15 protein-coding genes and 2 other RNA genes are annotated in these 16,261 nt (G+C 47.6%); 9 read left to right on the top strand and 8 right to left on the bottom strand.

Annotation, left to right across the window (positions count from 1 at the left end; all coding sequences use genetic code 11):
* Positions 1 to 515: 515 nt before the first annotated feature.
* The 4 genes from ACL9RG_RS07395 to pspF all read right to left on the bottom strand — a co-directional run bounded on the left by ACL9RG_RS07395 (position 516) and on the right by pspF (position 5,535).
* Positions 516 to 713 carry a DUF333 domain-containing protein gene (locus ACL9RG_RS07395; protein ID WP_422791979.1) on the bottom strand — a complete coding sequence of 66 codons (198 nt, stop codon included), beginning with the start codon at positions 711 to 713 and terminating at the stop codon, positions 516 to 518.
* Between the two features lie 112 nt (positions 714 to 825).
* Positions 826 to 1,791, bottom strand: a complete 966-nt coding sequence (gene sapB, locus ACL9RG_RS07400; RefSeq protein ID WP_422791947.1) for a putrescine export ABC transporter permease SapB — start codon at positions 1,789 to 1,791, stop codon at positions 826 to 828.
* Positions 1,788 to 3,497 carry an ABC transporter substrate-binding protein SapA gene (gene sapA, locus ACL9RG_RS07405; RefSeq protein WP_422791948.1) on the bottom strand — a complete coding sequence of 570 codons (1,710 nt, stop codon included), beginning with the start codon at positions 3,495 to 3,497 and terminating at the stop codon, positions 1,788 to 1,790. Before sapA ends, sapB begins: the two co-directional genes overlap by 4 nt.
* 1,030 nt (positions 3,498 to 4,527) lie before the next feature.
* Complete coding sequence (gene pspF, locus ACL9RG_RS07410; protein ID WP_422791949.1) at positions 4,528 to 5,535, bottom strand: phage shock protein operon transcriptional activator; 1,008 nt, start codon at positions 5,533 to 5,535, stop codon at positions 4,528 to 4,530.
* Positions 5,536 to 5,785: 250 nt separating this feature from the next.
* On the opposite strand from pspF, the gene pspA reads away from it, so the two are divergent.
* From pspA to ACL9RG_RS07440, 6 genes are all read left to right on the top strand, one after another.
* Complete coding sequence (gene pspA, locus ACL9RG_RS07415; protein WP_422791950.1) at positions 5,786 to 6,457, top strand: phage shock protein PspA; 672 nt, start codon at positions 5,786 to 5,788, stop codon at positions 6,455 to 6,457.
* 138 nt (positions 6,458 to 6,595) lie between these two features.
* On the top strand, positions 6,596 to 6,826 hold the full coding sequence (pspB, locus tag ACL9RG_RS07420) for an envelope stress response membrane protein PspB (protein WP_422791951.1): 231 nt from the start codon (positions 6,596 to 6,598) through the stop codon (positions 6,824 to 6,826).
* Positions 6,823 to 7,182, top strand: coding sequence for an envelope stress response membrane protein PspC (gene pspC / locus ACL9RG_RS07425; RefSeq protein WP_422791952.1), 360 nt, complete (start codon positions 6,823 to 6,825; stop codon positions 7,180 to 7,182). Before pspB ends, pspC begins: the two co-directional genes overlap by 4 nt.
* A gap of 87 nt (positions 7,183 to 7,269) precedes the next feature.
* On the top strand, positions 7,270 to 7,509 hold the full coding sequence (locus ACL9RG_RS07430; RefSeq protein WP_422791953.1) for a phage shock protein D: 240 nt from the start codon (positions 7,270 to 7,272) through the stop codon (positions 7,507 to 7,509).
* Positions 7,490 to 8,887: a YcjX family protein gene (locus tag ACL9RG_RS07435; RefSeq protein ID WP_422791954.1), complete on the top strand. Its 1,398-nt coding sequence runs from the start codon at positions 7,490 to 7,492 to the stop codon at positions 8,885 to 8,887. Before ACL9RG_RS07430 ends, ACL9RG_RS07435 begins: the two co-directional genes overlap by 20 nt.
* Positions 8,884 to 9,957 (top strand): YcjF family protein, encoded by a 1,074-nt coding sequence (locus tag ACL9RG_RS07440; RefSeq protein WP_422791955.1) that lies wholly within the window; start codon positions 8,884 to 8,886, stop codon positions 9,955 to 9,957. Before ACL9RG_RS07435 ends, ACL9RG_RS07440 begins: the two co-directional genes overlap by 4 nt.
* A 72-nt stretch (positions 9,958 to 10,029) precedes the next feature.
* Here the strand turns inward: ACL9RG_RS07440 and ACL9RG_RS07445 are convergent, their stop codons facing one another.
* On the bottom strand, positions 10,030 to 11,283 hold the full coding sequence (locus tag ACL9RG_RS07445) for a flavin-containing monooxygenase (protein WP_422791956.1): 1,254 nt from the start codon (positions 11,281 to 11,283) through the stop codon (positions 10,030 to 10,032).
* A gap of 558 nt (positions 11,284 to 11,841) precedes the next feature.
* Between ACL9RG_RS07445 and msrB the strand changes: the two genes are divergently transcribed.
* From msrB to msrA, 3 genes are all read left to right on the top strand, one after another.
* Entirely contained in the window at positions 11,842 to 12,360 is a 519-nt protein-coding gene (msrB, locus tag ACL9RG_RS07450; protein ID WP_422791957.1) for a peptide-methionine (R)-S-oxide reductase MsrB, read from the top strand.
* A 142-nt stretch (positions 12,361 to 12,502) separates the two neighbouring features.
* Positions 12,503 to 14,296 carry a cytochrome c biogenesis protein DipZ gene (locus ACL9RG_RS07455; protein ID WP_422791958.1) on the top strand — a complete coding sequence of 598 codons (1,794 nt, stop codon included), beginning with the start codon at positions 12,503 to 12,505 and terminating at the stop codon, positions 14,294 to 14,296.
* A gap of 53 nt (positions 14,297 to 14,349) precedes the next feature.
* Positions 14,350 to 15,078, top strand: a complete 729-nt coding sequence (gene msrA / locus ACL9RG_RS07460; RefSeq protein WP_422791959.1) for a peptide-methionine (S)-S-oxide reductase MsrA — start codon at positions 14,350 to 14,352, stop codon at positions 15,076 to 15,078.
* 48 nt (positions 15,079 to 15,126) lie between these two features.
* Here the strand turns inward: msrA and ACL9RG_RS07465 are convergent, their stop codons facing one another.
* The 3 genes from ACL9RG_RS07465 to ACL9RG_RS07475 all read right to left on the bottom strand — a co-directional run bounded on the left by ACL9RG_RS07465 (position 15,127) and on the right by ACL9RG_RS07475 (position 16,249).
* A complete protein-coding gene (locus ACL9RG_RS07465; RefSeq protein ID WP_422791960.1) occupies positions 15,127 to 15,318 on the bottom strand; it encodes a chemotaxis protein in 192 nt (63 codons plus the stop codon).
* A 631-nt stretch (positions 15,319 to 15,949) separates the two neighbouring features.
* Positions 15,950 to 16,077: non-coding RNA, RtT sRNA (locus ACL9RG_RS07470), on the bottom strand.
* A 44-nt stretch (positions 16,078 to 16,121) separates the two neighbouring features.
* Positions 16,122 to 16,249: non-coding RNA, RtT sRNA (locus ACL9RG_RS07475), on the bottom strand.
* Between the last annotated feature and the right edge of the window lie 12 nt (positions 16,250 to 16,261).

Consider the following 16,261-nt stretch of genomic DNA (forward strand, 5'->3'; position numbering starts at 1 on the left):
CATGAAATGCCATGCCTAATCAACTTGCTGTTTATTAATGATTTTTAAATTAATTACATGCGGAAATCTCCTTCCTGCGAAGTTAATGCGGGATAAGTAGCGCTAGGGATGTAGGATGCTAGATATATTACGGATGATATTAGCTTTAGTGGGATTTGCTGTTGTTGTGACAGCAGTATTGGCGGTTAAAATTTCATCTAAGTGAGTCTAACGAGAATGCTTTAAATGATAATGAAAGATTCGGCGTAGAGTCGAATTTTATTCATGAGGTTGAAGGGTTTCTACCTAAATGTAGTTATTTTTATAAAAATGATAGGGCGGTGAGATGTGTTCGGTGTCTGAGGCTAATCGATGTGGAAAGCATCGAAATCTAAATCGAATCAGCCCTCTAGTTTTTGGAAGCATTGCTTTTTAACACCTCCTTTTAAAATTCGTCTTTTATTTTTCATCATCCAAACTTTGTTCAGAGAATAACGTTGGAGGCTTATCAGCAAATACCAAGAAATTCAAAATTACTACTGATTATCGCGTCTGAACAGAGTCCATTCATCTATACGCTCGCCGCTTGGCAAGGTGCAATAACCAGCCTCTCCATCAGATGTTTTAACGATATCCAATTTTCCACCTCTATTAATGCAATGAACGGATGCTGGGTTAGCCATTCCTGCTACTGGAGGTTTTGGCTCTGTTGAGCATGCGGCTAAAACGGTCATTCCAAGTACTATCGCTACTTGTTTCATTTTTACTCCTCAGGGTTGGCTTCATGCCATGACTTAACGCTAGCGTTATGCTGTAGCAGCAAATACCTAACAATATAAAAGTAAACTATCGAAGAGAGTACCATTCCTTATGTTTCAGAGGATTCATCAGCGCACCAAGGATATCCGATACGACGTTAACAACGATAACCAGTGAACCGACCACCATCACCCCTGCCGAAATAGCCGCGTAATCTTGTTGGCGAATAGCGTTAATCATCCAGCGGCCAATGCCAGGCCAGTTAAAGACGACTTCAGTGATCATCGCTAGCGTCAACATCGTGGAGAATTGCAGACCCAGCTTGGGAATGATAGGCGGCAAGGCGTTGTGTAAAACATGGCGGCGAATAATTGTCAGACGGGATAATCCACGTGTTGCAGCGGCTTTAATATAATTCTTCGATAAAACATCGTCAGTACTAATACGCATCAGACGAATGACTTCGGTTGTCGGTGCAACGGCCAATGCTGCGATAGGCAGTATCATATGGCTAAGTGCGCTGAGCATAATCTCATGACGATAAGGCGAGTGTGATAGCCAGGCATCAACCAACACAAGCCCGGTAACATGTGGTAGGGGATAGAGTAAATCTATTCGCCCCGATACTGGCAACCAGCCCAGTTGTAGCGAGAAAAACAGGATCAGCAGCAGCGCCAGCCAGAAAATGGGGATAGAAAATCCAAGCAGCGCAAGGGTGCTGATCGCAATATCGGGCCACTTACCGCGCATCACGCCAGCCAGAATACCCAGTGGGATCCCTATCAACAGCGCGAACGAGAAGGCCAGAATACAAAGCTCCATCGTGGCCGGGAATACCGCTTTGAGCTGCTCACTAATATTTTCGCCATTAATACTCGATACGCCAAAATCAAACTGGCATATCCCACTAAAGAAGAAGCGATAGGCATCCCATAATGACGCGCCTTGCAACGGGGCATAAGGGGTGAAGTAGCTCAGGCTGAAAGCCACGAGACTCAGTAAAAACAGGGTGATAACTAGCAGCAGCAAGCGTCTTAAGATAAAGATGATCATTGGGCTAACTCCACGGCAGGATGCGGAGAAGAGGTGTCTTCATTACTGGCATTATCTCGGTAGACGCCGGCAAAGGAAGCGTTACCGAAAGGACTTAACACGAGCCCTTTAATATCATAACGATAGGCTTGTAGACGCAGCGAAGAAGCCAGCGGTAAGATCGGTAATTGCTGTTCTAGAATCTCTTGTGCCTGCTGATAGTTGTCAATACGTTGCGATAATTGTTGAGAGAGCAGCGCTTGATGAAGCAAATTATCGAACGCGGGATCGCACCAATGCGCATAATTGGTTTGTGAGTGGATAGCAGCGCAACTTAGCACCGGACGGAAGAAGCTGTCCGGGTCATTACTGTCGCTGGCCCAACCGGTTAGCGTTAAATCGTGGTTCATTTCCATCAACCGTGCTTCCTTGAAACGTCCTTCAACCGGCACGATGATCACTTTTATACCCACTTGCGCCAAATCGGCCTGAATAAGTTCAGCGGTTTTCAATGGGCTAGGATTATAAGACTGAGAAGCCGTCGGCACCCACAGATGCAAGGTCATTTTTTCCTTGCCTAAGCTTTTGAGGATTTCTCTTGCTTTATCGGGGTTATATTCCGTTACCTTAGCATTAATATCGTAAGCCCAAGATGCGCGTGGCAAAATAGAGGCGGCGGTTTCTGCCGTGCCGTAATAAATAGACTGCATCAGGCGCTGATTATTAATAGATAGTGCCACCGCTTGGCGTATACGTAAGTCATTTAACGGCGGTTTGTTAGTATTAAAGGCTAAATAAGCCACATTCATTCCCGGACGCAGCGTAAGGCGCAGGCGAGGGTCATTGCGTAAAATAGAGAGCTGGCTGGCCGCCGGATATGCCAAAACATCACACTCACCTGTGAGCAATTTTGATAGCCTGCCTGTGCCACCAACACCAATATCGATAACCACTTGTGACATCCGCGGGATACCTTTCCAATATTGGCTATTGCGCGCCAATCTGATGTATTGCCCTGCACGATAATCGACTAACTGGAATGGCCCGGTTCCTACTGGTTCACGATCAATTTCTTCTTCATGCCCCGTTTTGACCAGGTTGTCGGCGTATTCCGCCGACAGGATTGGCGCGTAATGCGTTGCTAAATGCCACAGGAACGACGCGTCCGGTTCTTTCAATTTGAATTCAACGGTGTATTGGTCGATTTTTCTGACACTTTTTACTGTATCTGCAAACTGCAGGCTGTCGAAGTAGGGATATTCGCTACCATTGACATTGTGATAGTGCGCTTGTGGATCGAGTACACGCTCAGCGCTGAACACCACATCATCAGCATTCATCAGACGAGTTGGCGTGAACCAAGGCGTGGTCTGGAAAGGAACATCTTTGCGTAAATGAAAGCGGTAGGTTGCGCCGTTATCTAACACATCCCAGCTCTGTGCTAATTCAGGAATCAAACGATAAGTATAGGGGTCAACATCCAATAAGCGGTCATACAACTGTGCTGCCAGCGTATCAATAATGAGACCACTACTGGCCTTCTGCGGATTAAAAGTATTTACCATGCCGTTAACACAGTAAACAAATCCGCTTTGGCGAATATCTTTTTGTGCAGAAATAACCGGCGCAACAGACGAGTTCTGTTGTTCAGTCTGTGGGGCGGCAATAGCAACAGATGCCGCAGAAACTCCGGCCAATAAAAGCATCCATAAGGATAAACGACGCATAAAAACTTCAGTTGTGAGTAAGCAATGGGATAAGTGTATCGTAAACTGGCAGTTGGCCCAACAGGATGTGAAACATGACCGTGCTTTGGGCGATTTCTGGCTTTTCCAAAGCCAGGTAAAGTAAGTTTTGGCCTTCCCAAAGCTAAGCAAAGTGAATGTTTCGGTTTTTTGAATCACAGTGTTCAATGCAGCCCTGTAGCCGAAACCGAGTAAAGGGATGTAGGGCGCATCCCTTTACAATCCGGCGCCTATTTATTGATTTATATCGAATTCTAATTAGGCCATGTTTCAGCTACCACCGTGACAGGCGCAAATTTCATGGCTCCGCCATGCCTTCCGTCGGGTTCGAGCCTGCTTCGCTGTCTCTCCACCACTTGTCAGTGAAATTTTGAGTGCGCCACCAAGCTTTTTAAATTCAAAGGCCAAAATTGCCTTTACCTTTACCTTTACCTTTACCTTTACCTTTCTGTTTTTGCCGTTGATTTAAAAGTCGCTAAGCGCACTCAAAATTTCACCGGTAAGTGATTAAGAGACAAAAGTTTTATCGTTGGCTCGTATCCGCAGCCGGGCATCCCGAATGGGATGAAATTTGCGCTATAACGGAAGTTTCTAAAACATGGCCTCTGCTGTATACCGAGTTTAAGTATCAAAAAGCCCGGGATTCTATAGGGCGCGGCCTGCGTTCTTTAGGCGGCTTAGGCCGCAAGGCTACATTGAGAACCGCGCTTGAGAAGCCGAAACAGTCACTTCTCTGGTGTTAATAGATCGAAACTTACATTTTGCTTGGCTTTGGAAAAGCCAAGATGAACGTTGCCAGGCTTTCTAAAGCCGCCCAATGACATTAGTCTTCCCATGGAAATGAGAAAAATTCTCAATAAAGATCTTTACAGATGATACTGATAACCATTATCATCATTTCCATCGAGTCAGCGATACCGAAGCCCTCTGGTATTCCTTACCCGATACGACATTGCTCACATTGCTTCCAGTTTTTTAGCCAGCCGGGTGCTGGCTTTTTTTTGTCTAAAATTCACTCATCCTCTGCATTGACTTGAATATCATACTTTTTCAACATGCCGCGTAGCTGGTGATAGGTCAGTCCCAGTAGCTCAGCCGCTCGCCGTTGATTGAACTTTGCCTGCTGTAATGCCTGCATGATGAGTTGGTGTTCTTGGCTTGCCATCCACTGTTTTAAATCGATGGGCAGAACGGGAAGAGAAGTGCCGTCATTATTGAATTCAGCAGTTGGTGTCATAGCGTCGTGACTGCGGGAGAATGGATTAATGACGATATTATCGAGAGGGAATTCACTGTTGCCGTGACGGTACATTGAACGTTCCACCACATTTTTTAATTCGCGTACATTGCCCGGCCAGCCGTAAGTCAGCAGAGTATGCGTGGCCTGCGGCGTGAAACCTGGAAACAGTGGAAAGCCCAGTTCGCGGCACATTTGGATGGCAAAATGGTTAGCTAGCAACATGATATCTTGCTGGCGCTCGCGTAAGGCAGGCAATTGAATAACGTCAAAGGCTAATCTATCGAGCAGGTCGGCACGGAATTTACCGGCGGCCGCTAAAGCGGGGAGGTCATCGTTAGTCGCGCAGACCAGACGAACATCAACTTGCAGAGGCTGGCTGCCGCCAACCCGTTCCAGATGACCGTATTCAATGACCCGTAATAATTTTTCTTGTACCAGCATGGGTGCCGTTGCTAATTCGTCAAGAAACAAGGTGCCGCCATCGGCACGCTCAAAGCGTCCGAGGTGACGTTTCTGTGCTCCGGTAAAGGCTCCCGCTTCATGACCAAATAGCTCAGAATCAAGCAAGTTTTCACTTAATGCTGCACAATTAAGTGAGATAAACGGCCCTTGCCAACGACTAGAAAGATAGTGCAAACGATGGGCGATAAGTTCCTTACCCGTACCTCGTTCGCCAATCACCAGAACCGGCTTGTTCAGCTTGGCCAGATGAGAAACTTGTTCAAGTACTTCAATAAAAGTATTGGCTTCGCCAAGCAGGTTATCGTTGCGTTCACTCATGGTGAAAATTACCAACCTTTAGTTAAATTAATCACATTGAATAATAGTCTAGCAGAGACTAAAAAATAAAAATGTTTTTATTCAATAAGATAAAAATATTAAAAAGTTGGCATGACTCTTGATATTACTTACAGCAGGCCAACAATATACAGCACGCAATGGCCAAGATTTTTAGTCGATATTCCAAGGTGGAGTATTGATATTACATCGGTCAGTAGGCCGTTATGCCATGTCAAAGAGGAGTTTTATTATGGGTATTTTTTCTCGTTTTGCCGATATCGTGAATGCGAACATCACATCACTGCTTGATAAGGCAGAAGATCCACAAAAACTGGTTCGTTTGATGATTCAGGAAATGGAAGACACGCTGGTGGAAGTGCGTTCTACATCAGCACGTGCGCTAGCTGAGAAGAAACAGCTGATTCGACGTATTGAGCAAGGCGAAGCGCAACAGGCTGAATGGCAAGAGAAAGCCGAGTTGGCCGTCCGTAAAGATAAAGAGGATTTAGCGCGTGCGGCCTTAATTGAGAAACAAAAACTGCAAGAATTAGTTTCTCTGCTCAAAAATGAAGTGATGACTGTAGAAGAAACCTTGTCACGCATGAAAACAGAAATTGGCGAACTAGAAAGTAAGCTGACTGAAACGCGTGCTCGCCAGCAGGCATTAACGTTGCGCCATCAAGCCGCCGCGTCATCTCGTGATGTTCGCCGCCAGCTCGATAGCGGTAAGCTGGATCAAGCGATGGCACGGTTTGAACAGTTTGAACGCCGTATCGACCATATTGAGGCTGAAGCTGAAAGTGTGGGTTTGGGTAAAAAGAAAACGTTGGATCAGCAGTTTGCAGAGCTGAAAGCTGATGATGAAATCAGTGCACAAATTGCCGCGATGAAAGCGAAGATGCAAGGTAATCAGGACGCGTGATGATAATAATTAGCCCGCTGTGAGTGGGCTAATACATGATAATAAAGACATATACCCAATAGACTTTAAGGTATAGGCAGGCGGCAATCGAGAGTGTTCCCTGCAACTCGAAGGATAACGGGTATTAAAGGAGTCGCCATGAGTTTTCTGTTTTTAGCCATTCCATTGACCATTTTTATGTTATTTGTGGCGCCGATATGGCTCTGGCTGCATTACAGCAATAGACAACAAAGTGCCAGCCAGTTATCGCCGGCAGAGTTGCAAAATATTACGCAACTGACCAGTGAAGCCCGTCGGATGCGTGAGCGAATTCAAGCGTTGGAAGAAATTCTCGATGCTGAACATCCAAGCTGGAGACAAACGCTATGAGCAATTTAGCGCAGAGAAAACTGTATCTGGCACCGAAAGAAGGGATGATCAAAGGAGTATGTGCCGGTCTGGCCCATTATCTTGGCGTACCGGTCGCGTTGATTCGAATAATGGCCGTGTTGTCGATCTTCTTCGGTTTATTCATGTTTACATTAGTGGCCTACATTATTTTGAGTTTCTCACTCGATCCCGTGCCTGATGAGTACACTTATAATGAAGACCAACAGCCATCGCCGAAACATTTACTTGCGCAGGCAGATGCTGAATTAAAAGCAAGTGAGCAACGCTTGCGGCAAATTGAACGTTATGTCACCTCTGAAACGTTTGGCGTACGCAGTCGCTTCCGCCAGCTATAATTTATGGTTGATTGGCGCGGCATGTTTTATTCAGGCGCTCTCGGGCGCTTTCTCTCTTAATGTCATTAACCAAAGGACAACTTTTATATGGCCTCTACTCTAGCGGTTGATCATAAAGGCAGTTTTTTGAAAAAGGCTGCTCGTTTTGCTGTGATGCTGGCGCTGACTTTCGTGCCCGGTAGTCTGGCAGCCAGAGTGCTTGGCAGTCTGGGAAAAGGCCCGTTAAGATTCGTTTTGGCTTTGGTACTTGAGCCGTTATTAAAACGTATTTTTACCGCCCTATTTGGGCGTTATGCCCGGGAGAGCAATGAAACGACTACAAAGTGAAATTAGTTCTTTAATTCATCGTGGCATGGATAGCCATTTACGTATTGCAGTCACCGGGCTGAGCCGCAGCGGAAAAACCGCTTTTATTACGGCGTTGGTTAATCAACTACTCCATATCCACAGCGGTGCTCGGTTGCCGCTGTTTTCTGCTGCCCGCGATGAGCGAATTTTAGGGATCAAACGAGTACCTCAGCGGGATTTAGGCGTTTCGCGTTTTACTTATGACCAAGGTATCGCCTCGCTATATGGGACACCTCCCGATTGGCCAACTCCGACGCGTGGCGTCAGTGAGATTCGTCTGGCGCTGCGTTATCGCTCTAACGAGGCGCTGCTGCGTCACTTCAAGGATACCTCGACGTTATATGTAGAGATTGTCGATTATCCCGGCGAGTGGTTACTCGACTTACCGATGCTCGATCAGCAATATCTCGATTGGTCGCGGCAAATGCACGGGCTATTACAAGGGGAGCGAGCCGAGTGGGCCCGCCCCTGGATTGAGTTATGCCAGCAATGTGACCCGTTAGCCCCGGCAGATGAAAATCAGCTGGCGGCGATTGCTCAGGCTTACACCCAGTATCTGATTCGATGCAAAGATCAAGGCCTGCATTTTATTCAGCCGGGGCGCTTTGTTTTGCCCGGCGATCTGTCTGGTGCGCCTGCGTTGCAGTTTTTCCCGTGGCCGCAGACCGATAAGTTTAGCGATAGTGAACTCGCACAAGCGGACAAGCACAGCAATATTGGCATGCTGCGCACGCGTTTTGATTACTACTGCAATCATATTGTGAAAGGTTTTTATAAAGAGCATTTTGCGCGTTTCGATCGACAAATCGTTTTGGTCGATTGCTTGCAGCCATTAAATAGTGGCCCGCAAGCTTTTAACGATATGCGTTTAGCGCTGACCCAGCTAATGCAAAGCTTTAACTACGGTAAGCGCACCTTATTGCGGCGCTTATTCGCGCCTTGCATCGATAAACTGATGTTTGCGGCTACCAAAGCTGACCATATTACCAGCGACCAGCATGCTAATTTGGTGACATTACTCCAGCAACTGGTGCAGGAAGCATGGCAAAACGCTGCTTTCGAAGGTATCAGTATGGATTGCGTTGGTCTGGCATCGGTTCAGGCAACGCAGAGCGGTTTAGTGGATTACCAAGGGCAATCTATCCCTGCAGTTAAAGGCCAGCGCTTAAGTGATGGCATGCCGTTGACGCTCTATCCGGGAGATGTTCCAGCGCGTTTGCCGGACAACTTGTTCTGGCAACAACAAGGATTCAACTTTGAGCAATTCCGGCCACGACAAATGAATATTGACCAACCGTTGCCTCATATCCGTTTGGATGCCGTGCTCGAGTTTTTATTGGGAGATAAAATGCGATGAGTGAACCTCTCAAAGCGCGTATCGTTTTTGACCAACCGATTGAGCCACCACAAGAGCCTATCTTACGCAGTGCACAAACCTTTGATGACAAACAGAGTGACAATTTTATTCCTGTCGCTACTGAGGTTGAGGCGCAGGAACAAGAAGGACAAACCGAAGCCTTACTCGGTAAAGTGCTAAAACCCCGGCGCAGCCTGTGGCGCAAAATTGCTTCTCTTGGTGTGGTTGTTTTTGCGGCAAGTGTTGTAGCGCAAGGTGTGCAATGGGTTCACCAAGCCTGGCTACAGCAGGATTGGATAGCTCTTGGTGGCTGTGTCGCAGGAGGCTTGGTTATTCTGGCCGGCGTCGGATCGTTACTCAGCGAGTGGCGGCGGCTGTATCGCTTGCGCCAGCGTGCCGATGAACGCTATAGCGCGCGAGATTTGTTGCGCAGCCATGGATTAGGCCAAGGGCGGGCATTCTGTGAAAAACTGGCGGCACAGGCAGGGATAACTAATGGGCATCCTGCTTTACAGCGTTGGCACTCTGCTTTGCATGATACGCAAAGCGATCGCGAAGTGGTCGAACTCTATGCGCGCTTGGTGCAGCCGGTATTAGATGCGCAGGCGCGGCGTGAAATAAGCGATTCGGCTGCCGAATCTGCACTAATGATTGCCGTCAGCCCGCTTGCATTGGTGGATATGGCGTTTATCGCCTGGCGTAATTTACGTTTGGTGAACCGTATTGCCGTACTTTATGGCATCGAATTAGGCTATTTTAGCCGCCTGCGTTTATTTAAGTTGGTGTTGCTGAATATCGCGTTTGCCGGGGCGTCAGAACTGGTTCGTGAAGTGGGTATGGACTGGATGTCGCAAGATTTAGCCGCCAGATTATCAGCCAGAGCGGCGCAAGGAATCGGCGCCGGCTTGCTGACTGCACGCTTAGGCATTAAAACCATGGAACTATGTCGACCGCTGCCGTGGTTGGCAGGGGATAAACCCAAATTAGGTGATTTCCGTGGAGAATTAGTTTCTAAGCTGAAAGCTAGCCTGCAAAAGGGCAAGAAAACCCCCTCTGATATCCCTTCCTGAATAAGAGTTGGCGCTACTTACTAGCGCCAACTCTTGCTTACAAAGTCGGTGGCTTAAGTGTGGCTGACGCGACTAGACATCTTGATAGCGGAAGTAGCTGCGTCGTGTTGCAATATGGTCAGCAATATATTTTGCATCATGCCAGACGCCCCAAATAAAGGATGAGCCACGACGCGATAGCCAAGGTAAACCCAAGAAATAGACGCCTGGTTCGTTTGATACCCCGCGCTGATGTTGCGGTTTCCCTTGATTATCGAGGACATCGACGTCAAGCCAGCTATAGTCAACCGCGTAGCCCGTTGCCCAGATAATGGAGGTAATTCCGGCAGCGGCTAAATCGAGATTCAGAATCGGCTGAGTGAGACATTCTGGGTCAGGTAAAAAATGTCGTGCTCCCGGCTCTTCAGGAAGAACCAGTCCGTTTCGGGCAACATAAGCATCAGCGGCATCCAAGAGTTGTAGGTAATTTTCGTCACCGCGAGCAATATTTTCTTTGAGATTATCCGCAAACGTGACGCTGCCATTGTGAAAATAATCTGTCACTCCCACCAGTTTCACACCTTGTTGTGCTAACTCGCGAAAATCGACGGTATGGCCACCGTGAGCTCCGCTAACGGCAATGGTCACATGTTCCTTGCCCGGTTGATTTGCGGCATCCCATAAACCAAGGACGCCGAGCCACCAACAGAAATCCCGGCTACGATAACGTCTTGGCGGTCGGTCGTGCGCCCCGACAGAGAGATAAACTTGTCTTCCTGAACGTTGCAACTCATCGGCAATTTGTACCCCAGAAGATCCCGCACCCACGATCAATACTGCGCCTGCGGGGAGCTGTTGCGGGTTGCGATAATGGGCGGAATGAAGTTGAGTAAGATGCGTATCTTGCGGTGCAATAGCGGGGATCACCGGGCGTTGGAAAGGCCCTGTCGCAGCAATAACGTGGTTGGCTTCAATAATACCTGCTGACGTTTCAATATGAAAACCAGGGCGTCCACTATTACGCTGTACCCGAGTCACTTCTACCCCTGTTCGAATAGGGGCGTTAAATTTTTCCGCGTAGGTGGCAAAGTAATCAGCGACTTGTTCTTTCGGTACAAAGGCATCAGGGGATATATCAATAAACTCCATCCCCGGGAAACGGTCATGCCAAGCCGGGCCATTAGCCCGCAAAGAGTCCCAGCGGCCATTTCGCCAAGCTTGGGCAACCGCTCCTTTCTCCAGGACTATATGAGGGATATCCAGTTTAGTCAGGTGCTCACTCATTGCTACACCAGCCTGACCCGCTCCTATCACTAGCGTATCAATTTCGATTTTGTCTGACGTCATCTCTGCATCCTTAAAACGGTGGTTCCGCTAAGCCGTTATTTAGCGTCTGATTCATAAAGATATGGGCAGAGCTTGGAGGGGGAAAATATTATTAAACTAAGCACTGAGCATAAATTAATGATGCCAATAAGAATCGAAAGAGCGTCAGGAGTCCGACTAAGGTAAGGGCAGGGTAGTGGTTTATCTAACAGGAGTAAGACTCAATGTTGTGGTTGATTGTCTAAAGTACGTTGTTGTTTAATTTTTATACATATCAGTATTTTGCCGTTTTTTGGCTTTAATTTTGGAGCCCGCATTCTTCATTTTGACTTACAACAGTGGAGAAAAAAACGACAGTAGTGTTTTTATTCTTTCCGACAATAAATTTAATAATTTATTTATCGCGTCATAAATGCATCGCAAAATTCCCCTTCAGCATGTCTCTTCATAACGTTTCTCTTGCTACGTAACACCTAGCCCAAAGGCGAATAATCACAAAAAGTTTAACTTTACGTGAGGATTTGGCGACCAGCGAACGCGGATGATACCTCTATTACCCAGACCATCCGCCAGGAGGCGATGATGCCATCACGTAGAGGATTTTTGTTGTTGTGCGGCGGTACGGCAGTCGCCACCGCAGCAGGTTTAACTCAATGGCGTAATTTCGGCGCTATTCCACCAGCAATGGCCAGTGGTAAAGAGAGCTTTGCCGTTACGCATACCGATGCCGAATGGCACCAACTACTCACTGAGCAGCAATATTATATTTTGCGTGCAGCGGGAACCGAAAGACCTTACAGCAGCCAGCTCAATGATGAACACCGCCAGGGAACCTTCAGCTGTGCCGGTTGCCAACTGTCGCTGTTCTCTTCCAGCACCAAATTTAATAGTCATACCGGCTGGCCTAGCTTCTGGCAGCCACTCGATGGTGCGGTTGCTACGAGTAGCGATCACTCTTTTGGCATGGTGCGAGATGAAGTTCACTGCCATCGCTGCGGTGGACACTTAGGACATGTGTTTGATGATGGGCCAAGGCCAACGGGTTTACGTTATTGCATGAATGGTCTGGCGATGACATTTACTCCATCGGGTGTTTAGCCGTTTAAATTTATACCCGTGATACTTGAAGCTGCAGGGGTGTTGGCTGCAGTGACTTGGCTTATCAATGAGCCTCACCCCAAAGGGGCCGCTGCAAGCAGCGTTCAAATCTGCTCCTGGCTTTAAATAAGAAGGAATTTTTATGCTGTTACTTATTTTGTCTTATTTAGGCGGCGTGTTAACGATCCTGAGTCCCTGCATTTTGCCGGTATTACCTTTTGTCTTCGCACGCACCGATCAGCCTTTTGTACGCAGCGGGCTACCGCTATTAGTTGGGATGGTGCTGGCTTTTGCCGTCGTTGCCACGCTGGCTGCGGTTGGCGGTGGCTGGGTGATCCAAGCTAACCAATATGGCCGTTGGCTGGCGATGGCATTGTTCACTCTATTTGGGTTAACGCTGCTGTTTCCTCATCTCTCCACGCGTTTGACTAATCCTATTGTTAATGCAGGTAGCCGTCTTTCTCAGACTGCGGATAAGAAAAGCAGCATAGGTTCTTCACTGCTACTGGGTGTAGCTACCGGTATGCTGTGGGCGCCTTGTGCCGGGCCGATTCTTGGTCTGCTGTTGACCGGTGCGGCGTTAAATGGTGCCAATATTGGGACCAGCTTCTTACTCCTGGCCTATGCGCTGGGTGCGGCGACGTCCTTGGCCTTAGCGTTATTGATTGGCGGCAAGGTATTTAACGTCATGAAGCGTTCACTCGGCGTCGGTGAGTGGATCCGCAAAGGGTTAGGAGCACTGATGTTACTCGGTGTTGTTGCTATTGCCTTAGGCTGGGACACCACCTTGTTAGCACAGCTTTCTGGTTCCGGCACAGGCAACAAAATCGAACAACAACTGGTAGATCGCCTGACTACCGCTCGTCAGACATCTGGTAGCAGTGCGTCTGATAATAATGCGTCTGAAAATAATAATTCTGGCAACAATGCGTCGTTGCAGGCCATCAGCGCAGCCTCTAGCGTGTTACCCGTTGAGGGAGCATTACCGCCGTTAGATGGCGCAGTGCAGTGGCTTAACACGGCGCCACTGACTGCTGATCAGTTGAAAGGTAAGGTCGTGTTAGTCGACTTCTGGACTTACTCATGTATCAACTGCTTGCGTTCGTTACCTTATGTTAAAGCCTGGGCGGCAAAATATCATGATGCTGGTTTGGTGGTTATTGGCGTGCATTCCCCAGAATTTGCCTTTGAACACAATATCGATAACGTGCAGAAAGCGGTCAAAGATCTGGGTATCACTTACCCGGTAGCGATTGATAACAATTTTGCCCTGTGGCGTAGTTTTGGTAACCAATACTGGCCTGCTCACTACTTTATCGATGCCCAAGGGCGTATCCGTTATCACCATTTCGGTGAGGGAGACTACGCTCATTCCGAACAAGTTATCCAACAACTGTTGAAAGAAGCAGGTAAAACGCTGCCAGCTGACAACAGCGTTACTCCGATTAATGCCGTCGGTAGTCAGCAGGCACAAGATGCTGCAGATATGGACTCACCGGAGACTTATGTCGGCTACAACCGGGCTGAAAACTTTGCCTCACCAGAAGATGTGAACGCTGACAAAACGCAAGTCTATAGCACGCCGACGCACTTAGATCTTAATCAGTGGGCGCTACAAGGTCATTGGACGATTGCTGGTGAGAACGCCACTCTGAATGCCCCAAATGGCAGCATCAGCTTCCGTTTCCATGCTCGTGATTTGCATTTGGTATTGGGACCTGCCCAAGCCGGCCAACCGGTGCGTTTTCGCGTCACCATTGATGGAAAAATACCTGCTGCTGAGCATGGTAGCGATATTGCTGCTGATGGCACCGGTGTCATCACCGAACAACGTTTGTACCAGTTGGTGCGCCAGCAGGACAAAATCGTGGATCACACCTTTACCATTGAATTCCTTGATGCTGGTGCGCAAGCCTATGCCTTTACCTTTGGTTAAAACACTTTTTTTGATTGATGACAGTTCGGCTAATAGCTTGATAAGGATAGATAATGAACACTAATAAACCTAAATCTGCACCGCTTGGTAAGCTGGCGATCGGCGCATTGATCCTCACATCGGTATTTGCCTGGCAGCGTATGGCGTACTCAGCCGAAGAAGCTGTGAGTATTGCTGCGCCTAAAATGGATATCCCGGCGGGCAGTAGCCACAGCGCACAAGCGGTATTTTCTGGCGGTTGTTTCTGGGGAGTACAGGGCGTGTTTGAACATGTGCGTGGCGTGACTCAAGTGGTGTCAGGCTACAGTGGCGGTGCGGCTAGCACCGCTGATTACGAAACGGTGAGCACAGGAGAAACCGGTCATGCCGAATCGGTACAAATCACCTATGATCCGACTAAGGTGAGCTATGGTCAGCTACTGCAGGTCTTTTTCTCGGTTGCTCATAATCCTACCGAGTTGAATTATCAAGGTCCTGACCATGGTAGCCAGTATCGTTCGGCAATCTTCCCGCTAAACGACCAGCAACGTCAGGTGGCGGCGGCATATATTGAGCAGTTAAACAAAGCTCATGCCTTCTCAGTCCCGATTGTTACCAAGCTGGAGCCTTTTAAAGGTTTTTATCGTGCTGAGGATTATCATCAGGACTTTTTAGTACACAATCCAGATCATCCTTATATCCGTATTAATGACTTACCAAAAATTCAGTATTTACAACATTTACTACCGGCCGACTATCAGCAAAATCCTGTGTTAGTTGCCGGTGTCTCACCACAGGTTTAGCAGCGTAAGCGGGGGCGGCAAATACTTTGCCGCCCCTTGAGATAGTCGTTAACTATTCAGATATTGGCTCGCATGCTCAAGAGCATTGTTTACCTGTCCAAAAGCTTTATTTAACGCATTCGATGTATCACCGACGGCGGTATTCGCGAAGTTCTGTAATCGGTCAGCCACTTTATTGACATCCTCAGACCAACCTGCACCACTTACCATTGCGATATCTTGCTCTGTTAACTGTTTCATTGGGTCATCCTCATATTAGTGGTTCGAAACATAGTTTAATAAACGCGTTAGGATTTATATTAGGATTATTAGTGTGTTGGTGAGTGATGCGGCCAACTCGTTAATCCTAATATGCCTAAACCCTAGATCACCAAGAACGTGATGAAAACCGTCAGCAAGGACTAAAAACAATCGAGTAATAGTAATTGTTTGTTTTTATTGATTTTTGTATTTTTCATATTCGGACTAATCTAACCGAAACATCTTTATTCTCATTCCTTAAGACCAAAAACTAATAACGGTGAGCTAAACCATTCCCCTTAAAAGTCACCAGGCGCACTCAAAATTTCACCGTCGAAGTGGTGGAGAGACGCGAGCGTTTTAGCGAGCAGGCTCGAACCCGAGACGGGAATGGCGGAGCCATGAAATTTGCGCCTATCTCTGTGGCAACTGAAACATAGCCTCCACTGGGCTGGATAATAAAGTGTAAAAAGGCGCAGGATTCAAAAGGAACGCGCCATCGTTCCTTTTGTCGGTTTCGGCTAGGTGTCCGCATTGAGCACAAAGATTGAAAAACCGAAATAGGCACAATATTAACTAAGGCATTTACTGAATGATTTTTAAAACAGAAAGGAGTTTCTGAGGACGATAATGGTGGTGGGGGAAGGATTACTCGGCCGCTGGCCTCGCCCTTCGGGTCGTTGCGTTGCAACGTTGTCTCGCTTCGCTCGGCTCGAACCTTCAATCGAAGCTTCTCATCCATCCCCTGTACGGTGATAAATGTTAATTTTGAATTTGGGATAATGACGAGAAGTATAGCGAAATGGTGGTGGGGGAAGGATTACTCGGCCGCTGGCCTCGCCCTTCGGGTCGTTGCGTTGCAACGCTGTCTCGCTTCGCTCGGCTCGAACCTTCAATCGAAGCTTCTCATCCATCCCCTGTACGGTGATAAATGTTAATTTTG

The sequence above is a fragment of the Rouxiella sp. Mn2063 genome (assembly GCF_049319665.1).
Taxonomy (GTDB): domain Bacteria; phylum Pseudomonadota; class Gammaproteobacteria; order Enterobacterales; family Enterobacteriaceae; genus JBMOUD01.